Raw genomic sequence first — 26,192 nt, forward strand, 5'->3', positions numbered from 1 at the left:
TGCGACCTAGCCCTCGCGCAGGTCGGGCGGGGTCGCTTCGGCCTTCAGCATGGCGATTGCTTCGTCGAGGCTCATCACGCGCTGCTCCTTCTCGCCCAACGTGCGAATGGCGACGGTGCCTTCCTCGGCTTCGCGATTGCCAACCACCAGCAAGTGGGGGACCTTGGCGTGGCTGTGTTCGCGCACCTTGTAGTTGATCTTCTCGTTGCGAAGGTCGCTCTCGACGCGGATGCCCGCTGCTTCCAGCTTGGCGACCGCTTCCTTCGCATAGTCGTCGGCGTCGGAGACAATGGTCGCCACCACCGCCTGCACCGGCGCGAGCCAGACCGGAAGACGTCCTGCAAAATGCTCAATGAGGATGCCGATGAAGCGCTCGTAGCTCCCGAAGATCGCGCGATGGAGCATGACCGGGCGGTGCTTCTCGCCATCCTCGCCGACATAGCTCGCATCGAGGCGATCGGGCAGCACGCGGTCGCCCTGGATCGTGCCGACCTGCCAGGTGCGGCCGATCGCATCGGTAAGGTGCCATTCGAGCTTGGGCGCATAGAAGGCGCCTTCGCCGGGAAGTTCTTCCAGCTTGCCGTCGCCTTCGCCCTGCATGTCGCTGACCGCGACGGCATCGCGCAATTCCTGCTCCGCCTTGTCCCAGTCCTCGTCCGAACCGAATCGCTTTTCGGGGCGCAGCGCGAGCTTGACGTCGTAGGTGAAGCCGAAGTCGCGATAGACTTGGTCGGCCAGTTCGATGAAGGCCTTCACCTCCTCGACCACCTGATCTTCCGTGCAGAAAATATGCGCATCGTCCTGCGTGAACTGGCGCACGCGCATCAGCCCGTGGAGCGCGCCATGCGGTTCGTTGCGATGGCAGCAGCCCATCTCGCCCAGCCGGATCGGCAGGTCGCGATAGGAGGTGATGCCCTGCTTGAAGACCAGCACGTGGGCCGGGCAGTTCATCGGCTTGATCGCCATCCAGTCCGCATCGGTGGCGACGCTGGGGTTGGCTGGACCATCGCCCAACTCCTCAACCTCCGGCACCATGTCGGGCACGGCGAACATGTTCTCGGCATATTTGCCCCAGTGGCCGGACTGCTCCCATTGGCGCACGTCCATCAGCTGCGGCGTCTTGATCTCGCGGTAGCCGGCCTTGTCCATCTTGCGGCGCATATAGGCCTCCAGCTCGCGCCAGATGCGATAGCCCTTGGGATGCCAGAAGACGCTGCCGTGCGCCTCTTCCTGCAAGTGGAACAGATCCATCTCGCGGCCCAGCTTGCGGTGGTCGCGCTTGGCGGCCTCCTCCAACCGCGTGAGATGCGCGTTGAGCTGTTTCTTGTTGAGCCAGCCGGTGCCGTAGATGCGCGTGAGCTGCGGATTGTTCTGGTCGCCGCGCCAGTAGGCCCCGGCAACGCGCGTGAGCTTGAAGGCCTGCGGATCGAGCTTGCCCGTGCTGGCGAGGTGCGGGCCGCGGCACATGTCGAGCCAGTCCTCACCCGACCAGTAGACCGTCAGCTCCTCGTTCTCGGGCAGTTCCTTCGCCCACTCGGCCTTGAAGACCTCGCCTTCGGCTTCCCACTTGTCTATCAGCTGCTGGCGGCTCCAGACTTCGCGGCGCAGCGGCTTGTCGGCCTTGATGATGCGGCGCATTTCCTCCTCGATATCGGGGAGATCGTCCATGCTGAACGGCTCGCGGTCGGCGGGTGCCTTCACATCATAATAGAAGCCGTCGTCCGTCGCCGGGCCGAAGGTGATCTGCGTGCCGGGATAGAGCGATTGGACCGCTTCGGCGAGAACATGGGCGAAATCGTGCCGCGCCAGTTCGAGCGCATCTTCCTCGTCGCGGTTCGTGACCAATGCGAGCTCGGCATCGCCCTCGAACGGGCGGTTGATGTCGCGCAGTTCGCCGTCCACGCGCGCGGCGATGGCGGCCTTGGCAAGGCCGGGGCCGATCGCAGCGGCGACATCGCCGGGCGTGCTGCCGGGTTCCATCTCGCGCACCGAACCGTCGGGCAGGCTGATCTTGAGCAGTTCCGTCATCGTATCTCGTCCGTCGTTTGGCGCGCCATGACACAGGCGCGCGCGCCATTGAAGCGGCGTTTTTGTTTTGAGGCGGTTCCGGCCCTCACCCCCTCCCGGCCACCCACGGATTATTCTATCGAGGGGCCGGGAGGGGGTGAGGGCTGGCGCCGTCCCAAAGAAGAACCGATTTCGAGAGGAACGCCGCGCCACCCGAAACCGGGCGGCGGTGGTTGCGCTCAGGCCGCGACCATCCGCCCCCGGAGACCCGGGGTGGTGGTAGTCGTGGTGGTGAAGCGCAGCTGCGTCATGGCCGGACAGATAGCGCGGATGCCTGCGCTTCTCAAGTCGCTTGCAGCTTGCGACTGCTTGCCAGCGTGGTGATGCGGTGGGTTGCCGAGACGCCCGCACCTTTCTCGCGCACGCTGGAGAGGAAGCGGAACTCGCTCGACGCGCTGCCGGGCGTGAGCTCCACCGACATATAGCCGCGGCGCGCCGAATCCATCCATTGAAGCTGCGGATTGTGGTCGACGATCGCGCGCTCCAGCCGGTCCTTCGGAATGAACGACAGATAGCTTTCGAGCCCCGGCGAAGTAACGCCCTGCACCCCGAACTCGACGCCGACCGACTGACCGGCGTGGTCGAGATCGAAAGCCCAGGCATTATGCGTGTCGCCGGCAAGACTGATCAGGTTCGCATTCGCATCGAGCGCGGCTTTCAGCAGCCTTTCGCGCGCGGCCGGATAGCCGTCCCACGCATCCATGTTCAGCGGCAGTTCCGCCCGCCCTGCCATCGCTCCTGCCAGGATCCGCTGGCGAATGAAGTCCGGCAGATCGCCGGGCAAACCCTCGGTTAGCCCCGGCGCGGTGGAGAGGTTGCCCATCAGGACCTGCTGCACCAGTACCTGCCACGGTTTGCCCGCCCCGGCAGAGCGCCGCATACCGTCGGCCAGCCACGCCTGCTGCCGCGCCCCGAGCAATTCGCGCGAGGCATCGCGATAGTCGCCCTCGCGGAACGCCGTCAGCGCGGCCAAGGCCTCGTCGGCGGAGGTCTGGCCGGTTAGGATATCACCATAGGAGAACTGTTCTGCCCGCGCGGTCAGCCGCGTTTCGAGCCGGAACAGCGTAGCGAGATCGCCGATCTCGTAAGCCGCCCACGGCTCGTCCGAGACGGGCATCCATTCGCGATAGGCCTTGATCGCCGCTGCCTTACGGACCGACCATTCGCCCTCGCTGTCGGGCTGGTGGTTCTGCGCCCCGCCTTCCCACGAATCGTTCGCGCTCTCGTGATCGTCCCAACCGCTGATCATCGGATACATCTGGTGGAGGCGACGCAGATCCGGGTCGCTGCGATAGAGCGCATAGCGGCGCCGGTACTCGTCGAGGCTCACGATCTCCTTGGCCGGGAACAGCGTGCGGCCGGACAAGGCCTCGTCATTCGAGGGATAGGTGCCGGGGCCGTATTCGTAGAAATAATCGCCCAGATGCAGCGTGCAGTCGAAGGCGTTCGCCTCGGCGGCATGGGCATAGGCGTTGAACCAGCCGAAGCCGATGTTGGAGCAGGAGAACACCGCCATGCGGAACCGCTCGGTGGGCCCCTCGGGCAGCGTCTTCGTGCGGCCGACATCGGACATCGAACCGTCGGGCGCGACGAAGCGGAAGTAATAGAAGCGCGCCGGGGCAAGGCCGCTTGCGGTCGCCTTGCAGCACCAGTCGTTATCCGCGCTGGCCGTGACCGTGCCGCCCGCAGCGATAGTGGCGAAGTCGGCGCTCTCCGACAGCTCATAGGTCAGCCGCGTATCCTGCCCGGCGACGAACCGTGTCCACAGCAGCACGCCGTTCGCCGCAGGCTCGCCGCTCGCCACCCCATGCGTGAACCCGCGCCCCGGAGCTTGCGCGGCCAGCGGCATCCCGGCGAGGCCTGCGCCGAGCACCCCGCCTTTGATCAGGCTCCGGCGATCGAGCGACGGAAGCTTCGCGGCAACAGGCGGTTCGGTGGCAATCATTTGTTTCTCCTCACTCGTACTGCTGCCTGTGCCGGATGACCCCTGCATGACAAGCGTTTCCACACTGTTGGAAAGGCTGCGCTCCATTTTGGAAAGTTTACTCGACATTGTATACTTGACAAAGCAGAGTGATATGACACATGACAGCGGCGACAGGCCGACAATCGAAATTACCGAAGCTATGATTGAGGCGGGCTTGCTCGCCGCCGATCCATATATTGGTTGTGGTTCTGACTTCAGCGTGCCGCAGCTTGAAAAATTGGTGTGCGCTATTCTACAGGCGGCTCTTCAAGAAATCGCATAATGGTCAGATCGGCACCTCTTGCGCACAAGTCGCGAGCTTCTCTCGCGCATTGTTTGATCTGAGGAACTGTCCGATGATATTTTTTAATCGCCAACTTTTCCCGATTTTTCAGAGATTCTCTCTCCGCTAGGCTTTCAGGGGTGTATTGCCTGACCCATCGCCAATTGACCACTTCCGCGCCGTCATTTTCGCCACTTTTTAGCATTAGCTCGCAAATCCAATCGGCGTGTACAATCCGGTTTCTTGCAGTATTGGCCTTTTTCAAGGAGTCTAACCAATTGGACAGTTGTGAAATATCCTTGGCCTGTACGAAAATCGGAGCTTGAGACAGGATCAGATGCGTGTTTGTTTTATGTTAAGTCCGAGCGAGGTTATGGCAGTTGTTTGCTCAAGCGACTGGCGCATGACGATCGCTATCAATGACTTTATGCGGCGCTCGACCTTGCTCCATTCTGCTAGATAAAGTCCGAGCGCCTCATCTCTCTCCGAGACAGGGCACTTGGGTAGATAAAGAGCATTTTTTCTTTTAGCGTCCCCAGGCTGTAAATCTTCCTCCCATAATATGCTTTCAAGATTTATCGGTGTGGGAGATAATTCGCCCATGATGGCAATTGAAATGTATTCTGGGCGCTCAAAACGCTCTTCGAAAGGTCTTTGAGGCATGGACGACACCGATTGCAAAGAAGACGAGGTTCTCAAGCGCATGCTTGCGACCCCGCCGAAGAAAAACGAACCGACCACGCCTTTGGGTAAACGGCGGCGGGCCGACAGAGAAAGCGGGGCCGACTCGAAAGCCGACCCCGCCCAAGTCTAGGCCGCGCTCAAGCCGGTGATATGTCCACCGCGCTTGCCGGTGTTGATCTCCGATACGCGACCCTGATTGAGGCCGAAGCGTGCCGCAATATCGTGCTGGTGATCTCCCTTGCGGAGCATTTCCCAGACCTTGCGGATGGTGTCGTCAGTAAGTTTGGAAGCCATTTCAATGGTCCTCTGAATAAGAGAACATCGCAGGCTTGACCGGCTCCGCCCCATGACTCATAGGACGGTTTCTAGAACTCGGCTGTGGGCCCACGATGCCCTCAGTTGGAAGCCCCGCTCGGTCCCCATGACCGGCGGGGCTTTGTTCATTTAGTCCGAGTCGAAAATGAATCAGGGTCCCGCGTTAAGGTTTTCCACTTCGGCGTTTCTTCCAGCGCAGGAAATGAAGCGCCTTTTGCTTAGGCATAACGCGCTTCGTTAGTCCGCCGATAGGTCAGGCGCTTGCCGCTGATACCTCTGAGAGCGATGTCAGCGCGCTCCGCGTCATTGATGCCAAGTCCCGAACGATTGGAATAGCGGAAGTCGAATTCGGCAAGGTAGCGGGCAAGGTGCTGCTGGCCACAGTGCTGGTAGATCCCGCGCATTCCGCGCTTAAAGATGCCGAAAAAGCCTTCGATGGTGTTCGTGCGGGCGGTCGAGTCGTCGCGCTTCACGTATTCGCCGCGACCGTGGGCCACATGAACGTGCTTGGCGAACTGCGTGCCGGGTTTCTTGTAGGCTTGCGCTTCGTCGGTCAGCAGGCGGCTTTTGCGATCTACGCGGGTATAGAGAAGCTTTGCGACGTTCTCGGCATTGAACGTGTCGGTAAAGACGATGCTGGTAGCGCGGCCCGTCTTGCGGTCCACAAGCGAGACGATGCGGTTCATGTTGCGGAGCGGCATGCGGCTAGGCGTGCGGACAAGCTGGTTCTTGCCGTAGTAAGTTTCATCAACCTCCACGTCCGCGCCTTCGCCGCCCATGGGCGTGTCGCTGGTGTCGGTCATGGCTTCGCGGATGCGGTGCGCCATGAACCAAGCGGTCTTGTAGGTAACACCTAGCGTGCGGTGAAGCTGATGGGCGCTAATGCCCTTCTTGCTCGACACGATCAGGTGTGTTGCCAGCAGCCACTTATGAAGCGGAACCTTGCTGCGCTCGAATACGGTGCCGACCGTGACGGTGTATTGCTTGCGGCAGGCGTTGCACTGGACAACGCCCTTGCGGAGCGCGCCTTCGGGATGGGCTTTTGTCTTACGCCCACGCTGCGCGGGAAGCCGCTTTGCATCCGCGCTTTCGCAATGCGGGCACACGGGGCCGTGCGGCCAGTGAAGGGCCTCAAGATGCTCTCGGGCTGCGTCTTCGTTTTGAAAGCGAGGGGCGTAGATGTTTTCCATGCCCACACCCTAGCAATCTGCGTTGCTTTGTCAAGTATACAATGTCGAGTTTACTTGACATGATGAACGCCGTATGACAAATACGCTTTACATCATAGCAAGGGAGCTTTACCAATGAATCGCACAATTCTTACCAGTGGCTTTGCCATTGCCACGTTGCTTACCGCGCTCGGCGTGTCCCAAGGCATGATCGACGTCGCGGCGGGTGAGACGCTGCTGATCGTCTTCCCGGCGCTGGCGATCGCGACGATCCGGCCGGGCAAATGCTGCGCGTCGCTCAAGGGCGTCTTTTCGTGACCAATAGAAGCGAAAGTGCGCTCCGCAGTTCGGTGCCGCTCTGGGCCGGGCTGACCTTCGCCAGCTTCGGCGCGGTCATGGGGCTGGCGCTGAGTGACGCGATCAATTCGGCCACCGCCATGATCCTCCTGATCGTTCCGGCAGCGCTGTTCTTCCAGACGATGCGCGCGGCCAACCGGGCCGCAGACAATCGCGGGCCGTGCAGCGCCAAGGGCGAGGCGCAGCAACGCTACATCAAGCGGGTCATGGTATTCAGCAGCGCCTATCTGGTCGCCATCGCGCTGCAGGTATCGTTACTGAGCGATAGCGATCCGTCGACGGCCGCCCGCGTCGCGCTGGCCCTCCTGCCCGCTTTCGCCATCATCGGCGTGTTCTGGGCCATCGGCCGCCTGATCGTGGAGGAGAAGGACGAATTCCTGCGCATGCTGATCGTCCGCCAGGCCCTGATCGCCACCGGCTTCGCACTCGCCGTCGCCACGCTGTGGGGTTTCCTCGAATCGACCGGCGTCGTCATCCACCTCGACGCCTATTGGTGGGCGGTCGCATGGTTTTTCGGCCAGTTCGTCGGAGCGATTGCCAATCGCATCAGCTACGGAACCTGGGGCGCGCTATGAAGAACCGCCTCAAGGTGCTGCGCGCCGAACGCGACTGGAGCCAGCAGCAGCTTGCCGACCTGCTGAAGGTGAGCCGCCAGAGCGTGAACGCCATCGAGACGGGGCGTTACGACCCATCGCTTCCGCTGGCTTTCCGGATTGCCGAAGTCTTCGAACTGGCGATCGAGGAGATCTTCCAGCGCGACGAATAGTCGCTCGCTCTGATTGACACAGCCCCCTTGATCCCCGAGCATCCAGCGACGGGATCGAAGGGGTTTTACTGCATCATGCACGGGAAATACGATGGCGAGGGCGGCGAAAGCGCTTTCGTGTTCGAAGGCACTTGGCGCGAATTCGCGCCGATCGCCTTCACCAATCTGCTGCTCACCATCGTCACGCTCGGCACCTACCGCTTCTGGGCCACTACGCGCGAGCGGCAATATCTGTGGTCGCGCAGCCGCTTCGTGGACGAGCATCTCGAATGGGCAGGCACGGGCAAGGAACTGTTCTTCGGCTTCATGATCGTGCTGGTCCTCTTCGGCCTGCCCTATTTCATCATCTCCTTCGGCGCGCAGGCGCTGATCGCGCGCGGTTACGAAGAGATCGGCGCGGCCCTGGGCGTGCTGGCATTCGTCGCGATCTTCTACCTGATGGGCGTCGCGCGCTTTCGCGCGCTGCGTTATCGCCTCTCGCGCACGCGCTGGCGAGGCATCCGCGGGGGGAGCGACGATCCCGGTTTCGTGTTCGGCCTGTCCTATATGTGGAAGACGATCGTCGGCTGGCTCCCGCTCGGCCTGCTGATTCCGTGGTCGATGACCAGCTTGTGGAACGAGCGCTGGAACAAGATGAGCTTCGGCCCCTATCGCTTCGAAGCCAGTGCCGAAGCGGGCGGCGTGTTTGCCCGCTTCCTGCTATTCTACCTCGCCCCGTTCATTCTTTTCATCGGCGGATTGTTCATGGCCGCCATGGGCATGCTTGCGGGCTACGGTATCGGCGGCGAGGACGGCATGGCTCTGGGCGGCGCCTTCGGCATCATCGGCCTCATCCTGTTTTTCTATCTCGGCCTCGGCCTGATTGCGGTGGCTTTCTATGCCAAGTTCTATCGCGAGGTGGTCGGCGCGACGCGGTGGAAGGATCTCGATTTCAGCTTCGAGGCTTCGACGCTGGAGTGGGTCAAGCTGCTGGTCGGCGATGCGCTGCTGGTGGTCTTCACGCTCGGGATCGGCCTCATCTTCCTGTCCTATCGGCACTGGAAGTTCTTCATCACTCACCTGGAGGCGAGCGGCGAAATCCTGCTCGACGAACTGACTCAGTCGACCACCAGGACGGCACGCCATGGCGAGGGCCTGCTCGACGCCTTCGACATGGGCGCGATCTGAGCCGATGGACGACAGCTTCCAGGTCGCGGCCAGCTGGTATGACGGGCATTCGGCCGTCCGGCACGAGGGCCATGCGCGCTGGGACGGCGGCGGGCAATTGCTGCTCGATGCGCCGACCAGCCAGCTTGCCGTGCCGCTCGACGACCTCCGCTTCGGCGAGACGCGGGGGGAGCATGTCTTTTATCGCCGCGAAAGCGAGACCGACTTCCGCCTGACCCTGCCCGCCGACATGCCGCCGGGGCTGGCGCGGCATTTGCCTGAGAAAAGCGAATACGGCGCGTGGATCGACCGGCTGGGCCTCGGCAAGGCGGCGGTGATTTTTGCCGCGGCGAGCGCGGTTGCCGTGGCGCTTTTCATGACCGCGCCCGAATGGCTCGGCCCGCGCGTGCCCGAAAGCTGGGAGCGCAATCTGGGCCAGGCGATGATCGGCGATTTCGGCGGAAGGTTATGTAGCACGCCCGAAGGCGACGCAGCCCTTGCTAAGCTGCTCGACGAGGTCGATCCGGCGACGACGCAGGTGAATGCGGGCGTTGCCAATATCGACATGGTCAATGCGGTGGCGCTGCCCGGCGGGCAGGTGCTGCTGTTCGATGGTCTTATCCAGCAGGCCGAAAGCCCGGAAGAGCTCGCCGGTGTGCTCGCTCACGAGGTCGGCCATGTGCGCGAGCGGCATGTGATGACCGCGCTGCTGCGCCAGTTCGGCATGTCGGTGCTGCTGGCGGGCGCGAATTCGGGCGTCGGCGACACGGTCTTCGGCGTCGCTTCCATGGGCTATTCGCGCGATGCCGAGCGCGAGGCGGACGATTATGCCCGCGCGCGCCTCGCCGAAAGCGATGTCTCGCCGCTGGGAGCGGCGGGTTTCTTCGAGCGCATGGCCGAGGAATATGGCGACGATGGCGAGAGCAATGCAATGACGGGCTGGCTGGCGAGCCACCCCGCTGCGGGCGAACGCGCGCGAGCCTACAGGAACGCGGCGAAGGAAGGCGCGGACTATCCGCCGGTCCTCTCCGAACGGGAATTCGTTGCGCTCCAGTCGATGTGCGAGGACGACCCCGACGTCGAGGAGTTCGACTTCTTCTGACGCTTCGCACGGAGCCGGGGTTGCATTCGACCGCCCGAGGTTCGACATCGTGACGCCATGAGCGACACGCAATTCCACACCATGCCCGACGGTCGGCGCATTGCCTTCCGCCACACGCCGGGCGCGGGTCCGACGCTCGTCTTCCTGCCCGGCTACATGTCCGACATGGATGGCGGCAAGGCGACGGCGCTGTTCGACCGGGCCAAGGCGCGCGGGCAGGGCTGCCTGTTGCTCGACTATTCGGGCTGCGGGTCGAGCGGGGGCGATTTCGCCGACGGCACGCTGTCGCGCTGGGCAGAAGAAGTGCTGGCGCTGATCGAGGCGCAGGTCGAAGGGCAAGTGATCGTCATCGGATCATCCATGGGCGGCTGGCTGATGCTTCTGGTCGGCATCGCACTGGGCGAGCGACTGGCCGGACTGGCGGGCATCGCCTCCGCGCCCGACTTCACCGAATGGGGTCGCTCCGACGAAGACAAGGCGAAATTACGCGCAGGCGAGACGGTCTACGATCCCAATTCCTATTGCCCCGAGCCCACGCCGATGCACCCCGGCTTCTTCGCCGACGGGCAGCAGCGGCGATTGCTCGACAGCGAAATCGCGATCGATGCGCCGGTGCGCCTGCTCCACGGACAGCGCGATGCCGACGTGCCGTGGCAGATCAGCATGAAGCTGGCTGAAGTGCTGCGTTCGGACGCGGTACAGTTGCTGCTGGTTAAGGACGGCGATCACCGGCTGTCGCGCGAGCAGGATATCGCCCTGCTGCTGCGCACGGTCGAATCGCTTTCCGGAGACGTCTGAGTGTTCATGTCCGCCCTTGCCCTGCTGATCATGCAGGTCGGCCCCAATCCATCCGTCGGCGCGATCCCCGATGTCCCCGACGAACTGGCGAATCGTCCGCCGCGCGAGACTGCCGAGGTTATCGAGACGACGCCGTCCCCGCGCAGCGAATATCTCTCGCGGTGCCTGGCGCTGACGGCCAGCGAGCCGGAAGAGGCGCTCGATTTCGCACAAGCCTGGCGCGTGCAGGTGGAAAGCGATCTCGAACTGGCCCAGTCGGCCCATTGTCTCGGGCTCGGGCTCGTGAGGCTGGAGCGATACGACGAAGCGCGCACGATCTTCGAGACTGCCAGTTCCGAAGCGCCGGATACCCTGCCCGCCTACCGCGCCCGGCTGGCGGCAATGGCCGGCAATGCCGCGCTGGCGGACGATAAGCCTGCCACTGCCGAGCCGCTGTTCGCGCAGGCCATCACCCATGCGACGGCAGCGGGCGACGGCGCTCTCGCCGCGAGCCTCCATGTCGATCGCGCCCGCGCGCTGGTAGCGGCGGGTCGGCAGGAGGATGCGGCAGAGGCGCTCGCCTCGGCCCGCGCAGAGGACCCGGGCAATGCGCGCGCATGGTTGCTATCGGCCACGCTCTCCCGCCGCCTCGATCGGCTGGGCGAGGCGCAGCAACAGATCGAGCGCGCTGCCGAAATCGATCCGCGCGATCCCGCGATCGGGCTGGAGGCCGGCGTGATTGCCGCCCTGTCCGGCCGCGACGACGATGCACGGCGCAGCTTCGAATCGGTCCTGCTGGTCGCACCCGACAGCACAGAAGCCGACCGCGCCCGCGCTTATCTGGAGCAACTTGTCCAATGACCCAATTTTCCGTCCTCGACCTCGTCCCCGTTCGCGAAGGCGGCAGCGTCGGCGATGCTCTGACCGCCGCGACCGACCTTGCGAAGGCTGCCGAGGCCGCGGGCTGCAAGCGCTTCTGGGTTGCCGAGCATCACGCGATGGAAGGTATCGCCGGCGGTGCGACCTCGGTCGTGCTCGCGCATATCGGCAATGCCACCAGCACCATCCGCATCGGATCGGGCGGCATCATGCTGCCGAACCACACGCCGTTCCAGATCGCCGAGCAATTCGGCACGCTCGACGCGCTGTTCCCCGGCCGCATCGACCTCGGCCTCGGCCGCGCTCCGGGAGCGGGGCCGGAATTGCAGCGCGCGCTGCGCAAGGATCTGCACCGCGCCGCCGAAATGTTCCCGCAGGACGTGGTCGAGTTGATGGCGCTCATGAAGGGCGAAGGGGCGATCCACCCCACGCCGGGACGCGGGGCCGAGCCAGAATTCTGGATGCTCGGATCGAGCCTGTTCGGCGCGCAGCTCGCCGCGAAACTCGGCCTGCCCTACGCCTTCGCCAGCCATTTCGCGCCCGATCACCTCGATGCCGCGCTGGAGCTCTATCGCCGCGACTTCCAGCCATCGGAGGCTTGCGAAAAGCCGCATGTGATGGCGGCAATGAACCTGTTCGTCGCCGACAGCGAAGACGAAGCGGAATACCTTGCCAGCTCGCAATTGCAGGCCTTCGTCGCACTGCGCACCGGGCGACCGGGCAAGCTTCCCCCGCCGGTCAAGAATTTCCGCGATAGCCTGCCCGCACAGGCGCAGGCCATGCTCGCACATATCGGCCAGGCGAGCGCGATCGGCACGCCCGCAACGGCCCGCGAAACGGTCGAGAGCTTCGTCGTCCGCACCGGTGCGGACGAGATTGTTTTCGGCGGCAGCACCTATGACGCTGCGGCGCGCATCCGCTCGCTCGAACTCGCGATGGACGCGCTCCAGCCCTGACGCGCCGTAGCGTAACCCGCCGTTTTGCATAGGAATGCACGTATGCGCATGTGCCACCTTGCGACGCGCCGACAAGGGGCCTAGGCGCGGCCTCTGACATCTTCGCCGCATGAGTCGAAAATTGCGCGGCGAAGTAACGATACTACGCGATCCTGCGAGAGGTCCCCATGGGTTCGAAGAGCGCCGCCAAAGCCAAATCCGGCACATTGTCCAAGAAACTGCACGCCGAGCTGGTGGAGCGCATGCGCCAGTCGCTGCTGCGCGGCGACACGCCGATAACTGATGCGAAGATGGACGAGGCCGCGCGTTTCCTCGGCGAAACGGCCTATCAGCGCGAATTCGGCGAGCCTGCCATCCATGTCGAAAGCGCGACCGAAGACCGCCGCTTTACGCGCATCGCCATCGTCAATGACGACATGCCGTTCCTCGTCGATTCGCTGGCAGCGGCGATTGCCGCGCTCGGCCTCTCGATCGACCATCTCGTCCATCCGGTTGTCCCGGTGGAGCGCAAGAAGGATTGCGTGCTCAAAGCCATCCCCGAGGGCGATCCAGAGGATGCCTATTGGGAATCGATGATCTATCTCGAAACCGCGCGCGTCGATGCTAAAACGCGCCGCCAGCTCGAGGACAGCATCGTCGAAACGCTGCAAGACGTTCGCGCCGCGGTCAAAGACTGGCCGAAATTGCAAGACGCCATGGCCGCCGATGCCAACCGCATCGCCGATGTCGATGAAGAGGGCGCGGCGCTGCTCGAATGGCTCAATTCGGGCATGCTGACGCAGCTCGGCCATGTGACCCGGCACCGCGACGGCACGCAGGACGATCCGCTGGGCATCTGCCGCACCAGCACCGAGCAATTGCTCGCCGAGGCGTCTTTCGACCGCGCCTTCGCCTGGTTCGACGATTCAAAGAACACCCGCGTGCCGCTGGTCATCAAGGCCAATCACTTGAGCCGGGTCCACCGGCGGGTTCCGCTCGACGTGCTGATCGTGCCGTTGCGCGAAGGCGGCAAGCTGGTCGCGCTTTCGCTCCACGCAGGGGTATGGACCAGCGCCGCGCTGGCCGCGCCGCCGCGCGCCGTCCCGCGCCTGCGCGAACAACTCCAACGGCTCTACGATCGCTATGGCTTCGACGAGGGCGGCCACGCGGGCAAGGCGCTGGTCCATGCGCTGACCACGCTGCCGCACGATCTGATGATCGGCTTCCAGGAAGAGGACGTCGACCGCGTCGCGACGACCATGATGAGCCTGGTCGACCGCCCCCGCCCGCGCCTGGCGCTGGTGGAGGCGCCGCTGGCGCGCCACCTCTTCGCCTTCGTCTGGCTGCCGCGCGACATGCTGGCCACGCAGGTGCGGCTGGAGATACAGGCGCTGCTCGAAGATACCGCCGCTGCACGCCTGCTCGACTGGAGCCTCGAAGTCGAGGGTGGCAATGTCGCGACGCTACGCTTCGTCCTCGACATCCGCGACGGCTCGGGTGCCCCCGACGAGGTGGCTCTGGAAGAACGCCTGCAAACACTGCTGCGCGGCTGGAGCGAAGCGGTCGAGGCGGAGCTCGGCCAGACCGAGGAGCCGCCGCGGGCCGCCGCGCTTGCCATGCGTTTTGCCGAAAGTTTCCCGACTGCCTTCCGGGGCCGTTTCGGGCCGCAGGAGGCTGCGCTCGATATCGTACGACTCCACCGGCTCGGCGCCAGCGCCGAAAGCGAAGAGATCGCCCGCGGTGCGCGCATGTATCAGTGCGAGCGCGAGGCCGAGACCTGCCTGCGTCTGAAGCTCTATCAGTCCGAAGGCAGCCTGCCGCTGTCCGAGGGCGTACCCGCGCTGGAGAATTTCGGGTTTCACGTGCAGTCGGAAATGCCGACCGTACTCGACGACGGACGGCTTGGTACGATCCACGACTTCCGGCTGGAGCTGAAGCCGGGCGGCGACCCGGCCGCGCTGGTCGAGCGTGCCGATGCGATCGAGGAAGCCATCGCCGCTGTGCTCAACGGCGAGGCGGAAAACGACGTCTTCAACCGGCTCGTTCCCGAGGCCGGATTGTCGGCGCGCGAGGCCAACTGGCTGCGCGCTTTCTACCGCTATCTGCGGCAGGTCGGCATGGGCTTCACCATCTACACCGTGGTTGACGCGCTGGCCGCCGCGCCCGATGTGACACGCGCCCTCGTCGCGCTGTTCACAGCACGGCACGACCCCGAGTTCGGCAGCGGCCGCGAACAGGCGATCGAGGATGCGCGCGCCGCAATCAAGCGCGGCCTCTCGAAGGTCAAGGCGATCAACGATGACCGCCTGCTGCGGCTCTACAATTCGCTGATTGATGCGATCCTGCGCACCAATGCCTTTGCTCCGGCGGCAGGCGAAGCGCTCGGGTTCAAGATCGACAGCGCCCGCGTGCCGGGCCTGCCCAAGCCGATCCCCTATCGCGAGATCTTCGTCTATTCGCGCCGTATCGAGGGAATCCATTTGCGCGCCGGCCCGGTGGCGCGTGGTGGCCTGCGCTGGTCCGACCGGCGCGACGACTTCCGCACCGAAATCCTCGGCCTGATGAAGGCACAGCGCGTGAAGAACGCGGTGATCGTGCCGACCGGCGCGAAGGGCGGCTTCTATCCCAAGCAGCTTCCGAACCCCGCGATCGACCGCGAGGGCTGGGCGCTGGAAGGGCGCGCCAGCTACGAGATTTTCATCCGCACGCTGCTGTCGGTCACCGACAATATCGTCAACGACACAGTCGTGCATCCCGAGGACGTCGTCATCACCGATGGCGAGGATCCGTATTTCGTGGTGGCCGCCGACAAGGGCACGGCCACCTTCTCCGACGTGGCGAATGCGATTGCCGAAAGTCGGGATTTCTGGCTCGACGATGCCTTCGCCAGCGGCGGCTCCAAGGGTTACGACCACAAGGCCATGGGCATCACTGCCCGCGGCGCCTGGGTATCGGTCCAGCGGCATTTCCTCGAAATGGGTGTCGACGTGCAGAGCGAGCCCATCGAAGTCGTCGGCTGCGGCGACATGTCGGGCGACGTTTTCGGCAACGGGATGCTGCTGTCCAAGGCGATCAAGCTGGTGGCTGCCTTCGACCACCGGCACATCTTCCTCGACCCCGATCCCGATCCGGCGAAAAGCTGGAAGGAGCGAAAGCGCCTGTTCGACCTGCCGCGGTCCAGCTGGGAGGATTACGACAGCGACCTGATCTCCCGCGGCGGCGGGGTGTTCCCGCGCGACTCGAAGACCATCAAGTTGTCGAAGACGATGCAGGCCAAGCTCGACATCGAACAGGACGAGATCGAGCCCGATGCTTTGATAAGCGCGATCCTGAAAGCGCCGGTCGACCTGATCTGGTTCGGCGGCATCGGCACCTACGTCAAGGCCGCGCATGAGAATAACGTGCAGGTCGGCGACCCGGCGAACGATGCGCTGCGCGTCGACGGGCGCGAACTGCGCGCCAAGGTGATCGGCGAAGGCGCGAACCTGGGCATCACGCAGGCGGGCCGGATCGAATTCGCCCACATCGGCGGGCGCAGCAATACCGACTTCATCGACAATTCCGCCGGAGTCGATTGCTCGGACAACGAGGTCAACATCAAGATCGCGCTCGCCGCAGCCAAGCGGGCAGGCAAATTGTCGGAACCCAAGCGCGTCGAACTGCTCGAATCGATGACCGAAGAGGTCGCCGACCTCGTGCTGGAAGACAATCGCCTCCAGGCGCTTGCGCTTTCCATTGCCGAGATCGGCGGCGACCGCGCCATGGCATCGCAGCGTCACATCATCGAAACGCTGGAAGCCGGCGGCAATCTCGACCGGCGAACCGAAGGGCTGGCCGACGACCAGACGCTCCTTCGCCGCGCAGCCGATGGGCAGGGGCTGACCCGTCCGGAGCTCGCCGTGCTGCTTTCCTCCACCAAGCTGGTGCTACAGGCCGCTATCGAGGATAGCGACCTGCCCGACGACAAGCTGCTCGAAAGCACGCTGTTCGAAGCGTTTCCCGAGCCGATGCGAAAGAAGTTCAAGGCGCAGATCTCGGGCCACCGGCTGCGCCGCGAGATCATCGCGACCAAGCTCGCGAACCAGATCGTCAATCGGCTGGGCACGATCCATCCCTTCGAACTGGCCGAGGAAGAGGGCGTCGAACTGTCGCAGGTCGCCGCGGCTTTCGTGGCGTGCGAGGAGTTGTTCGGCCTCGAAGAATTGTGGGCGCAAATCGATGTGGCCGACATGTCGGAACAGGCGCGCCTGACGCTGTTCGACCGGCTGGCCGCAGCGGTCGGCAATCTGATGTCGGACGTGCTGCGCAGCGCATCGGGCAAGGTCGATCCGAGCGCACTCGTTGCCGAACTGGGCAAGGGCGTTCGCGTGCTTGCAGAAGCGACCGACCAGCTCCTCTCGGCCGAATCGCGCCAGCAATCCGCGCGTCTCGAGGCGCAACTGACCGAAGCGGGAGCGCCGGAGAAATTCGCCGCCAGGGTGAGCCATCTCTACGACCTCGACGGGTCGGTCGGTCTCGCCCAGTTGGCCAGCGACACGGGTATCGAGCCGAAGGGGCTGACGCTCGGCTTCACCGAAATCGGGCGCCGTCTGGGCCTAGACTGGGCGCAGTCCACCGCTGCGATGATGAGCCCGTCGGATGTCTGGGAGCGCCTGCTTGTCTCGGGCCTCGCCCGCGATTTCCAGCAGATGCGGCTGGAACTGCTGCGCCGTCTTTCGCGCCGCAAGGATGCCAAGAAGGACATGCCCGGCACGGTGGAGAAATGGGCCGACGAACAGGATGTGGCGGTGCGCGGTTTCCGCACGATGATCGCCCGCGCGCAGGCCCAGTCGCCGGTCGCCCCGGCCATGCTCGCGCAAGTGGCCAGCATGGCGCGCAACCTTCTGGGGCGGTAGCGGCCCCGGCGCCGCTACGCTTGACCGGCAGGCGTTTTCCCGCCAGCCACAGCGCCGATGGAGCATTACGACGTCGTCATAGTGGGTTCGGGGCACGGCGGTGCCCAGGCCGCGATCGCCTTGCGCCAGAACGGCCATGAGGACAGCATCCTCATGGTCAGCCGCGACCGCAATCCACCCTACGAGCGCCCGCCGCTGTCGAAGGAATATCTCGCCGGCGACAAGCCGTTCGAGCGGATCATGATCCGGCCCGAGAAATTCTGGGCCGACAAGAATATCGACCTGCGGCTGGGCTGCAACGTCAACGAAATCGACCCCGTGCGGCACGAGCTTTCACTGTCGGACGACAGCGCGGTTACCTATCGCAAGCTGATCTGGGCCGGTGGCGGCGACGCGCGGCGCCTGTCTTGCCCCGGCTGCGATGCGGAGGGCATCCACTATGTCCGCACGCGGCGCGATGTCGATGCGCTGAAGGCCGAGATCGACGGCGGGGCGCGGCGCGCAGTCATCGTCGGTGCAGGCTATATTGGGCTGGAAGCCGCTGCCGTCCTGCGAAAGCTAGGCTGCGAAGTCACCGTGCTGGAGATGCTCGACCGCGTATTGGCGCGCGTCGCGGGTCCGGAACTATCGGATTTCTATGCCGAGTATCACCGCGCTCAAGGCGTCGACCTGCGGCTGGACACTGCGGTCGAGCGGATCGAGGTGCAGGACGGCAAGGCCGGTGAAGTCGTCACAGCCGATGGCGAACGGATCGCCTGCGACGTGGTGCTTGTCGGCATCGGCATCGTTCCCTCCGTCGGTCCGCTGATCGCTGCCGGAGCGGCTGGCAGCAACGGGGTGGATGTCGACAGCTTTTGCCGCACGACGCTCGACGACATTTATGGGATCGGCGACTGCGCGAGCCACGCCAATCCCTTCGCCGACAATGCCGTGCTGCGGCTGGAATCGGTGCAGAATGCCAACGACATGGCGAGCTGCGCCGCCAAGGCGATCATGGGTGACAAGCAGGACTACAACGCGGTGCCGTGGTTCTGGTCCAACCAGTACGATTTGAAGCTCCAGACCGTCGGCATCTCCAACGGTTACGACAGCACCGTACTGCGCGGCGATCCAACAGCATCGAAATTTAGCGTGGTCTATCTGAAAGAGGGCCGGGTAATTGCGCTCGACTGCGTGAATTCGGTTAAGGATTACGTGCAGGGTCGCAAGCTGGTGGTCGACCGCGCGCAGATCGATCCGGAGCTGCTCGCCGATAGCGAGACGCAGCTCAAGGAGATGGCGTCAAGCTGACCAGCGCCCAGCGCGCGGCGTCGGCCACCGCCAGGTCGGGATCCTCGGCCAGAGCTTGCACCATCGGCACGAGCGCCTCCTGTCCGCTATTGCCCGCCGCATAAAGGCAGTTGCGCACGAAGCGATCCCGCCCGATCCGCTTGATCGGCGATCCGGAAAAGAATTGGCGGAAGCCGGCGTCGTCGAATTGCAGGAAGCGCGCGAGATCCGGCGCGATCAGCTCCTCCCGCGGGGCGAGCTTGAGATGGCGGTGCGCGGCATCGGCGAACTTGTTCCACGGACACACGGCGAGGCAGTCGTCGCAGCCGTAGATACGGTTGCCGAGAGCTGCGCGAAATTCCTCCGGGATCGGCCCCCTGTGCTCGATGGTGAGGTAGGAAATGCAGCGCCGCGCGTCGAGCCGGTAAGGGCTCGGAAAAGCATCGGTCGGGCATGCATCCTGGCAGGCGCGGCAATTGCCGCAGCGGTCGGCATGCGGCTCGTCGGGCTCAAATTGCAGCGTCGAATAGATCGCGCCGAGGAACAGCCAGCTGCCGTGCTCGCGGCTGACCAGATTGGTGTGCTTGCCCTGCCAGCCGATCCCCGCCGCCTCGCCCAAGGGCTTTTCCATCACTGGCGCGGTGTCGACGAAGACCTTGAGCTCGCTTTCCGGCTCCCGCGCGATCAGCCAGCGGGCAAGTGCTTTCAGCGCCTTCTTGACCACATCGTGATAGTCGCGGCCCTGCGCATAGACCGAAATCCGCGCCTTTTCCGGCTCGCTTTCCAGCGCCAGCGGGTCGCCGTCGGGCGCGTAGCTCATGCCGAGCGCAATGACGCTCCGCGCCTCGGGCCAGAGCCCCTGCGGCGATGCGCGCTGGGTTTTTCGCGCCTCCATCCATTCCATCGAGCCATGGCGGCCTTCGCCCAGGAAATCCTCCAGCCGCTCGGCGCGCGCACGGTCGGGCGCGGCCGAGGTAAAGCCGCAGGCGACGAAGCCCAGCCGCGCCGCTTCCTCGCGCAAGTCCGCCTGCAACTGCGAATTAACCCCGGTCACCTATGCTCCGTTCACTTGCGAGGACTAGACTGACACGATGCTTACCGAGACCGGCTTCATGACGCGACCCCCTGCAGACCCCGCGGCGAAACTCGCCATCGAGGCGCGCGGCCTCGTCAAGCGCTTCGACGACACGCTGGCGGTGGGCGGGGTGGACATCTCCGTACCCGAAGGTGCGATCTACGGCATCCTCGGTCCGAACGGCGCGGGCAAGACGACCACGCTGCGCATGCTGCTGGGTATCATCGACCCGGACGTGGGCGTGCGCCGTGTGTTCGGCCACGACCGCCCGCACGAAGTCGCCAAGCTGATCGGCTATCTGCCGGAAGAGCGCGGCCTCTATCCAGCGATGAAATGCGACGAGGCCATTGCCTTCCTCGGCGCCTTGCGCGGGCTGCCGCTGGACGAAGGCAAGGCGCGCGGGCGGGACCTGCTCGAACGGCACGGGCTCGGCCATGCGGTGGACCGCCAGATCCGTCAGCTTTCCAAGGGCATGGCGCAGACCGTGCAATTGCTCGGCACGCTGGTGCACCGCCCGAAGCTGGTGGTGTTCGACGAACCGTTCAGCGGGCTCGATGCGATCAACCAGGGCAAGCTAGAAGCGATGATCCGCGAACTGGCGCAGAGCGGGACCACGGTGATTTTTTCGACTCACGTCATCCACCATGCCGAACGCCTCTGCGACGAGGTCGCGATCATTGCGGGCGGCAGGGTGCCCTATGCCGGATCGGTCGACGCAGCGCGCGACCGGATCCCGGCGCAGGTGCGGCTCGAAACGAAGGTCGACACCGGCGACTGGCGCTCCGCCCTGCCGGGCGATGCGCGCCACGACGCGAAAGCAGGCGGCAATCACTTCTGGTACTTCCCGGTCCCCGACAGCGGGATCGAGACGCTGCTCAAGCGCCTGATCGACGGCGGCGCGGGCATTCTCTCGCTCTCGATCGAGCGTGCCGGGCTGCACGACGCTTTCGTCGAAATCGCCGGAGAGGCCGCGGCCCGTGCGTTGGCAGAAGACAACGCGCTGGAGACTGGCCGATGAGCGAAACCACCCGCCTCTCGCTGTTCGAAGCCGCCCGCGTCGTCGCCCGGCGCGATTTCCGCGCGATCCTGTTCAGCCGGGCGTTCTTCTTCTTCCTGCTCGGCCCGTTGTTCCCGCTGGTCATCGGTGCGCTGGCAGGCGGCATCGGCGGCCAGGTACAGCGCGACGTGGCGGCCAACCTCGTGGCAGTCGCGATGAGCGAGGCCGACACGGCGGCGCTCCAGACAGCCTCGGACGCGCTTTCCGACCAGATCGGCTATCTGCCGCGGCTGGTGCCCGATGCGAGCGGCGAGCCTCCCGCAGACATATTGAAGCGCAAAGGTACGAATTTCGCTGCGGTCGTGACGGGAACGCTGGACGCCCCTGTGGTCGTGGCGCCCGAAGACCAGATCGAACGCTGGCGCGGCCCCGTCGCCCTGCTGGCGGCGACGGCCAACGGCAGTTCGCCCAGCAGTTTTCCGGACATCGCGACGGAGCCGGTGGCCTCAAGTGCCGCTACTTCGCGCAGCGAACGGATCCGGACTGCGCAGGCGGGCCAGCTGATCCTGTTTCTCCTCATGATGTTGCTGGCCGGGATGGTCCTGTCCAACCTGGTCGAGGAAAAGGCCAACAAGGTCATCGAAGTCCTCGCCGCGGCCATCCCGATGGACGCCGTGTTCCTCGGCAAGCTCTTCGCCATGCTCGGCGTGAGTTTCGTCGGCATCGCGGTCTGGGCGAGCTTCGGCGGAGTTGCCGCCCTGCTGCTCGGCAACCAGCTGCCGCAATTGCCCGAGCCTGCGCTCGGATGGCCGGCTTTCATTGCGCTCGGCATCGCCTATTTCGCGATGGGTTACCTGCTGCTCGGTGCACTGTTCCTGACGATCGGCGGGATGGCGGCGACCGTGCGCGAGGTGCAGACGCTATCCATGCCGGTCACCATGATGCAGCTGCTGGTGTTCTTCCTGGCCGCTGCCGCGATCACCACGCCCGGCTCTCCGCTGGAACTGACCGCGGCGATTTTCCCGCTGTCCTCGCCCTTCGCCATGCTCGCCCGCGCCGCGCAGTCCGACGCACTGTGGCCGCATGCGCTGGCGCTGGTGTGGCAGGCACTGTGCGTCGTGCTGTTCGTCAGCTTCGGTGCGCTGCTGTTCAAGCGCCGGGTGATGAAATCCGGCAAGGCGGGGCGCGCGGTGAAAGGGCATGTCGGCGGGACAAAAACCGCCTGACTGTCGCATCCCGACAAGCGCGACGCCGATTTCTGCAATAAATAGGTTCCGATTCGCAACGCACTGTTGACACCAATGTCAGTTAGGGCAGGATGCGCAACGAAGAGAGCGACCGCATGGCAGAGTCGCTCCGACGAGGAGAGAACCATGGCTACTGCCGCTGTCACCCGCCCCGAAGTCCGCTCCGAGCCGACTGCCTACGATGCGCTGAAGAAGCATTTCAAAGACCATCCGGAGCAGCGCCTCCAGCATCCGCACAAATGGGATGTCAGCCGCAGCGACATCTATGCCGAAAACACCTGGCACCCGATCTTTCGCGAAATGCGCGAGGCGGGGCCACTGCATTACATTCCCGAAAGCCCCTTCGGCCCGTACTGGGCGGTGGTCGGCCATAAGGCGATCCAGCATATCGAGGCCCTGCCGGATGTATTTTCCTCGAGCTGGGAGCATGGCGGGATTACCATCCTCAACCGCTTGACGGAAGAAGAGCTGGCGGCGTCCGGTATTGAGGGGCGCCGGGAACTGCCGATGTTCATCGCCATGGACCGGCCCCAGCACACCGGCCAGCGCCGGACCGTTGCCCCGAAATTCACGCCGAGCGGCATGTCGGAGATGGAACCCGAGATCCGCCAGCGCACCGGCGAATTGCTCGATAGCCTGCCGCGCGGCGAGGTGTTCGACTGGGTCGACAAGGTCTCGATCGAGCTCACCACCGGCATGCTTGCCATCCTCTTCGGTTTCCCTTGGGGGGACCGCCGCCTGCTGACCTTCTGGTCGGACTGGTCGGGTGACACCGAGCTTGCCTCGGTCCGCGAACTCGACGAAATGCGCTGGGGGTTTCTACGCGAAATGGGCGCGTACTTCCAGTCGCTGTGGGTCGAGCGCACGCATGACAAGGAACCGGGCGACGATCTTATCTCGATGATGATCCACTCGCCTGCAATGAACCAGATGAGCCCCGAGGAATTCATGGGCAATCTCGTCCTGCTGATCGTCGGCGGCAACGACACGACCCGCAATTCGATGAGCGGTTTCGTCTACCAGCTCGACAAGAATCCCGACCAGCGCAAGCTGTTCGAACAGAACCCCGATGTGATCCCCAATGCGGTACAGGAAATGCTCCGCATGCAGACCCCGCTGGCGCATATGCGCCGCACCTGCACCGAGGACACCGAAGTGTTCGGTCAGACGATCAAGAAGGGCGACAAGGTCGTACTCTGGTATCTCAGCGCCAATCGCGACGAAGAGGTGTTCGAGAACCCCGACAAGCTGGACCTTACGCGCGAGAATGCACGGCGGCACATCGCCTTCGGCTACGGCATCCACCGCTGCGTCGGAGCGCGGCTGGCCGAGCTGCAGCTGCGTATCCTGCTGGAGGAAATGCACAAGCGCCGCATCCGCGTGCATGTCGCGGGCGACATCGAGCGCGTGCGAGCGAACTTCGTGCACGGATTCCGCAAGCTCGAAGTCGAGATCACCGAGTTCTAAGTCCGAGGTCCGCGCCTGTAACCTTGGGCAGCTTTCAAGCGTAGTTCAGATGCGGGGCGCTAGCGTCTCCGGATCATGAATAGAGACACGATGACCAAGACCGTACCCACTCGCCGCGGTTTCCTAGGCTGGATCGGTGCCTCTGCCAGCTTCGCTGCGCTCGCCGCATGCGGGTCTGGCCGGGCCGAGGCGAAGACCTTCCCGGTCAATCTCAGCGAGGCGGAGTGGCGCAAGAAGCTGACCAAGAGCGAGTTCGCCGTGCTGCGCAATGCCTCGACCGAGAGGCCCTATTCCTCGCCGCTCAATGAGGAGAAGCGTGCCGGTACCTTCACCTGCGCTGGATGTGGCAACCGGCTCTATTCATCGAGAACCAAGTTCGAGTCGGGGACCGGCTGGCCGAGCTTCTGGGCCCCGATCGACAAGGGCGCGGTTGGCACCAGCACCGATTACAAGATCGGCTATCCGCGCACCGAAGTGCACTGCGCCGACTGCGGCGGGCATTTGGGACACATCTTCAACGACGGTCCCAAGCCGACCGGCAAGCGGCACTGCATCAACGGCGTCGCGATGGACTTCCGTTCCGCTTGATCGGGCCAGACCTACCGACTCAGTTCCTGAGCAGGATCGGGCACTGCACCCGCGCGGCGAGCAGGCCGAATTCGCGCAGCGAGAGGAAGTTCTCGAAGGCGAGACCATAATTCGCATCGCGCCGCCAGCGCACCTTGCAGCGCGTCTCCTTCAGGAATTCGTTTGTGATCCGCAGGCTCTGGTCGACTGCGAAGACATTGTCGCATTCGAGCCGCGCGCCTTGCTGCGAGATGTTGGTGATGAAGGCATTCGATTTCTGCGTCAGGGTCGAGGCGGTGACCGGCATCATGATGTTGAGCCGCAGCTGGCGCTTGGGAAAGCTCCAGTTTTCCTGGATAAGGCGATCGACATCGACCCTTTCCACGAATTTATAGCTGGCATCGAAGTCGCGCGAACGAACCTTGGTCAGCTCGTAGCTCTCGCCGTTCTGTAGTTCCAGGGCGATCGCAGCGTCGGTCGGCTGCGCGTGGAACGTGCGAATACTGACCCCGGTCGCCGATACGTCGCGAATGACGCAGACGAATTCGCCTTGTCCGCAAACCAGCTTCGCCGCACGGATCAGCGAGGTGTAGCGTTCCGCAGTACGCTTCTCGGTTCCGTTGTCGGTGTTCGTATCGGCAGCAAGATGCCCCGCCGTGAAATCCATGTTCGCCCAACCCCAAATCGCTCACGGCTCACAACTGTCCGTTCGAAATCCTCTATCCCGAACGGCGTTCAATCATGGGAAATAGGCTTCTACGGGTTAACACGGGGATAAGGCGGTCCAAGGCCAAGCGGACGCCGATGGTGCGGGTGGCGGGACTCGAACCCGCACGAGCAAAGCTCAGGGGATTTTAAGTCTAACGGAGTGGGATACCGCGAATTACCGCGATTGCCCTAAGCCTCGGAAGGATATTGATAAAGCGGCTTTTTGTCGTTCCCGGTCATCCCCTCTACGGCTGTAGAGTTCCGCGCCGGCTTACACGAAAATTACACAAGCCTGGCGCTACTTGGTCCCCTGAGACGCAGCAGATGATCCGAGGAGATTGGCCTTCCTGAGAATCTCGGTGGCCAGTTCCATGGTTCCATTGCGCTCAGTCGCGAGATCGATTTCCAGATCGTCTCGCTGAAAGCTGTATGGACGCATAGGAAGATCAGACGGAGCTTGGTCTGGCACACTCGCGGCGTATTGCGGCTTCAATGCTTCAGGCATGATCTGTCTCCAAGTTCAGCTCTCGTGGATAGAAGTGCTTTCGGCTTATCCACCTGAATCCTTCATGACGGGTTACGGTTGCGAGATCCGTCTCTCCGCCGACCGTGTCGGCGCCGCGCAGAAAGTGCACGTAATTTTTTGTGACGTCGACCAAGAAGTAGGCCAATGCAATCGCGTCTCCGGTGGGCATTGGGCTCTCTGCCAGCGGAGTAATGGTCTCTGCTCGAACAGAGTCGATGAGCTCCGCGAGCTTATCCGGCTCGACACCGGCCCTAAGTAATGCAGATGGCATGAACTGGCTATAACCCAAAATCAGTCGATTAAGGGCCTCGGGCTGCCCAGCCCACAGAACAAAGGCATCTGTCCCGCCCATCTGTAGAACAGGCCCCGCGCAGTCCCCATTCAGGATGACGATCTTCCACACTTCGGCGATGTCTGATCCTGCCCCGTAGCCACCCACAAAGAACTCCAAGCTGTGGGGGTTTGCAGGAGGGGTCTCGAGTTCACCGTAGTGCCGATCAAACAACATCTCTTTGGCGCGCTGCGCGATCTCCTCAATCGTGTAGGCCTCTCGGTCTATTCCTCCGTCTTCAGCGCTCAATTCGCGTCGAAGGTCTTTGGCGATCGACGAGATCGACGCCTTCCCAATATTGCCCATGCCGCAAAACATGGCGCAAACAGGAAGCCCTTTGACTAAGTTGAAAACCTTGTTTCCGTGACCATAGACATTGAGAGTGTCCCCCCCAGAGTCGAGAGAGAGAGCGCTATCGGCAGCAAACACTAGACAATCATGCACCTTAACCGCCACGCAAATAGTCATGTCGACCCCCAAGATTCACCTCTTTGAATCAGTTGGTTAGGGCAGAGTCAAGCAGGGCGGCGTAAGCGACTGATTCGAATCGACCTTCGACCAGAGAACCTGTTGATCCCGATCGGTGGGCTTGCGAGTTCGACTGGTGATAAGGTTGCAGGAACAGGCCATCGATATTGGTTCATATCGACAGCCTATTCTATGC

Annotated in this window: 24 protein-coding genes; 16 read left to right on the forward strand and 8 right to left on the reverse strand. The window is 63.6% G+C overall.

The features are described from left to right. Nucleotides 1-6: 6 nt before the first annotated feature. Together thrS and ACSH0F_RS02705 are read right to left on the reverse strand one after the other, a co-directional pair. Nucleotides 7-2,028, reverse strand: a complete 2,022-nt coding sequence (gene thrS / locus ACSH0F_RS02700; protein ID WP_435199644.1) for a threonine--tRNA ligase — start codon at nt 2,026-2,028, stop codon at nt 7-9. 322 nt (nt 2,029-2,350) lie between these two features. Further along, nucleotides 2,351-4,012, reverse strand: a complete 1,662-nt coding sequence (locus ACSH0F_RS02705) for an alkaline phosphatase D family protein (RefSeq protein ID WP_435199646.1) — start codon at nt 4,010-4,012, stop codon at nt 2,351-2,353. On the opposite strand from ACSH0F_RS02705, the gene ACSH0F_RS02710 reads away from it, so the two are divergent. Next, nucleotides 4,002-4,316: a hypothetical protein gene (locus tag ACSH0F_RS02710; RefSeq protein ID WP_435199648.1), complete on the forward strand. Its 315-nt coding sequence runs from the start codon at nt 4,002-4,004 to the stop codon at nt 4,314-4,316. The two genes, ACSH0F_RS02705 and ACSH0F_RS02710, sit on opposite strands and share 11 nt — an antisense overlap. A 333-nt stretch (nt 4,317-4,649) precedes the next feature. Here the strand turns inward: ACSH0F_RS02710 and ACSH0F_RS02715 are convergent, their stop codons facing one another. Beyond that, nucleotides 4,650-4,979, reverse strand: a complete 330-nt coding sequence (locus ACSH0F_RS02715) for a hypothetical protein (protein ID WP_435199650.1) — start codon at nt 4,977-4,979, stop codon at nt 4,650-4,652. Here ACSH0F_RS02715 and ACSH0F_RS02720 point away from each other — a divergent pair. Beyond that, the gene (locus ACSH0F_RS02720; protein WP_435199652.1) at nt 4,978-5,130 is read left to right on the forward strand and encodes a hypothetical protein; all 153 of its coding nucleotides are present in this window, start codon (nt 4,978-4,980) and stop codon (nt 5,128-5,130) included. The genes ACSH0F_RS02715 and ACSH0F_RS02720 overlap by 2 nt on opposite strands. Here the strand turns inward: ACSH0F_RS02720 and ACSH0F_RS02725 are convergent. Together ACSH0F_RS02725 and ACSH0F_RS02730 are read right to left on the reverse strand one after the other, a co-directional pair. Further along, nucleotides 5,127-5,294: a hypothetical protein gene (locus ACSH0F_RS02725; RefSeq protein ID WP_435199654.1), complete on the reverse strand. Its 168-nt coding sequence runs from the start codon at nt 5,292-5,294 to the stop codon at nt 5,127-5,129. The genes ACSH0F_RS02720 and ACSH0F_RS02725 overlap by 4 nt on opposite strands. 239 nt (nt 5,295-5,533) lie before the next feature. After that, nucleotides 5,534-6,505 carry an IS1595 family transposase gene (locus tag ACSH0F_RS02730; protein ID WP_435199656.1) on the reverse strand — a complete coding sequence of 324 codons (972 nt, stop codon included), beginning with the start codon at nt 6,503-6,505 and terminating at the stop codon, nt 5,534-5,536. Between the two features lie 114 nt (nt 6,506-6,619). Here ACSH0F_RS02730 and ACSH0F_RS02735 point away from each other — a divergent pair, with 114 nt between their 5' ends. The 10 genes from ACSH0F_RS02735 (at nt 6,620) to ACSH0F_RS02780 (ending at nt 18,631) form a co-directional block, all read left to right on the forward strand. Next, the gene (locus ACSH0F_RS02735) at nt 6,620-6,802 is read left to right on the forward strand and encodes a hypothetical protein (protein ID WP_435199658.1); all 183 of its coding nucleotides are present in this window, start codon (nt 6,620-6,622) and stop codon (nt 6,800-6,802) included. Then, the gene (locus ACSH0F_RS02740; protein WP_435199660.1) at nt 6,799-7,416 is read left to right on the forward strand and encodes a hypothetical protein; all 618 of its coding nucleotides are present in this window, start codon (nt 6,799-6,801) and stop codon (nt 7,414-7,416) included. Before ACSH0F_RS02735 ends, ACSH0F_RS02740 begins: the two co-directional genes overlap by 4 nt. Continuing rightward, nucleotides 7,413-7,607 carry a helix-turn-helix transcriptional regulator gene (locus ACSH0F_RS02745; protein ID WP_435199662.1) on the forward strand — a complete coding sequence of 65 codons (195 nt, stop codon included), beginning with the start codon at nt 7,413-7,415 and terminating at the stop codon, nt 7,605-7,607. The genes ACSH0F_RS02740 and ACSH0F_RS02745 overlap by 4 nt, the downstream gene beginning before the upstream one ends. A 75-nt stretch (nt 7,608-7,682) precedes the next feature. After that, entirely contained in the window at nt 7,683-8,774 is a 1,092-nt protein-coding gene (locus ACSH0F_RS02750; RefSeq protein WP_435199664.1) for a YjgN family protein, read from the forward strand. A 4-nt stretch (nt 8,775-8,778) separates the two neighbouring features. Continuing rightward, nucleotides 8,779-9,855: a M48 family metallopeptidase gene (locus ACSH0F_RS02755; protein WP_435199665.1), complete on the forward strand. Its 1,077-nt coding sequence runs from the start codon at nt 8,779-8,781 to the stop codon at nt 9,853-9,855. A 57-nt stretch (nt 9,856-9,912) separates the two neighbouring features. Then, entirely contained in the window at nt 9,913-10,653 is a 741-nt protein-coding gene (locus ACSH0F_RS02760) for an alpha/beta fold hydrolase (RefSeq protein ID WP_435199667.1), read from the forward strand. A 6-nt stretch (nt 10,654-10,659) separates the two neighbouring features. Further along, nucleotides 10,660-11,493 (forward strand): tetratricopeptide repeat protein, encoded by an 834-nt coding sequence (locus ACSH0F_RS02765; RefSeq protein WP_435199669.1) that lies wholly within the window; start codon nt 10,660-10,662, stop codon nt 11,491-11,493. Then, nucleotides 11,490-12,467, forward strand: coding sequence for an LLM class flavin-dependent oxidoreductase (locus ACSH0F_RS02770; protein WP_435199671.1), 978 nt, complete (start codon nt 11,490-11,492; stop codon nt 12,465-12,467). Before ACSH0F_RS02765 ends, ACSH0F_RS02770 begins: the two co-directional genes overlap by 4 nt. 167 nt (nt 12,468-12,634) lie before the next feature. Next, nucleotides 12,635-17,341: an NAD-glutamate dehydrogenase gene (locus ACSH0F_RS02775; RefSeq protein WP_435199673.1), complete on the forward strand. Its 4,707-nt coding sequence runs from the start codon at nt 12,635-12,637 to the stop codon at nt 17,339-17,341. A 57-nt stretch (nt 17,342-17,398) separates the two neighbouring features. Continuing rightward, nucleotides 17,399-18,631, forward strand: a complete 1,233-nt coding sequence (locus ACSH0F_RS02780; protein ID WP_435199675.1) for an NAD(P)/FAD-dependent oxidoreductase — start codon at nt 17,399-17,401, stop codon at nt 18,629-18,631. Here ACSH0F_RS02780 and queG read toward each other — a convergent pair. Then, the gene (gene queG, locus ACSH0F_RS02785) at nt 18,609-19,664 is read right to left on the reverse strand and encodes a tRNA epoxyqueuosine(34) reductase QueG (RefSeq protein WP_435199677.1); all 1,056 of its coding nucleotides are present in this window, start codon (nt 19,662-19,664) and stop codon (nt 18,609-18,611) included. The genes ACSH0F_RS02780 and queG overlap by 23 nt on opposite strands. Before the next feature lie 37 nt (nt 19,665-19,701). Here queG and ACSH0F_RS02790 point away from each other — a divergent pair, with 37 nt between their 5' ends. From ACSH0F_RS02790 to msrB, 4 genes are all read left to right on the forward strand, one after another. Further along, nucleotides 19,702-20,703 carry an ABC transporter ATP-binding protein gene (locus tag ACSH0F_RS02790; protein WP_435199679.1) on the forward strand — a complete coding sequence of 334 codons (1,002 nt, stop codon included), beginning with the start codon at nt 19,702-19,704 and terminating at the stop codon, nt 20,701-20,703. Beyond that, nucleotides 20,700-21,908: an ABC transporter permease gene (locus tag ACSH0F_RS02795; protein ID WP_435199681.1), complete on the forward strand. Its 1,209-nt coding sequence runs from the start codon at nt 20,700-20,702 to the stop codon at nt 21,906-21,908. The genes ACSH0F_RS02790 and ACSH0F_RS02795 overlap by 4 nt, the downstream gene beginning before the upstream one ends. 147 nt (nt 21,909-22,055) lie before the next feature. Further along, entirely contained in the window at nt 22,056-23,396 is a 1,341-nt protein-coding gene (locus ACSH0F_RS02800; RefSeq protein ID WP_435199685.1) for a cytochrome P450, read from the forward strand. Between the two features lie 90 nt (nt 23,397-23,486). After that, complete coding sequence (msrB, locus tag ACSH0F_RS02805) at nt 23,487-23,984, forward strand: peptide-methionine (R)-S-oxide reductase MsrB (protein WP_435199687.1); 498 nt, start codon at nt 23,487-23,489, stop codon at nt 23,982-23,984. A 19-nt stretch (nt 23,985-24,003) separates the two neighbouring features. On the opposite strand, the gene ACSH0F_RS02810 is transcribed toward msrB, so the two are convergent. Then, nucleotides 24,004-24,630, reverse strand: a complete 627-nt coding sequence (locus ACSH0F_RS02810; protein ID WP_435199689.1) for a PilZ domain-containing protein — start codon at nt 24,628-24,630, stop codon at nt 24,004-24,006. Between the two features lie 538 nt (nt 24,631-25,168). Beyond that, the gene (locus tag ACSH0F_RS02815; RefSeq protein WP_435199691.1) at nt 25,169-26,008 is read right to left on the reverse strand and encodes a hypothetical protein; all 840 of its coding nucleotides are present in this window, start codon (nt 26,006-26,008) and stop codon (nt 25,169-25,171) included. Nucleotides 26,009-26,192: the final 184 nt, after the last annotated feature.

This window comes from Qipengyuania sp. 902, assembly GCF_051195295.1.
In the GTDB taxonomy this organism is placed as follows: domain Bacteria; phylum Pseudomonadota; class Alphaproteobacteria; order Sphingomonadales; family Sphingomonadaceae; genus Qipengyuania.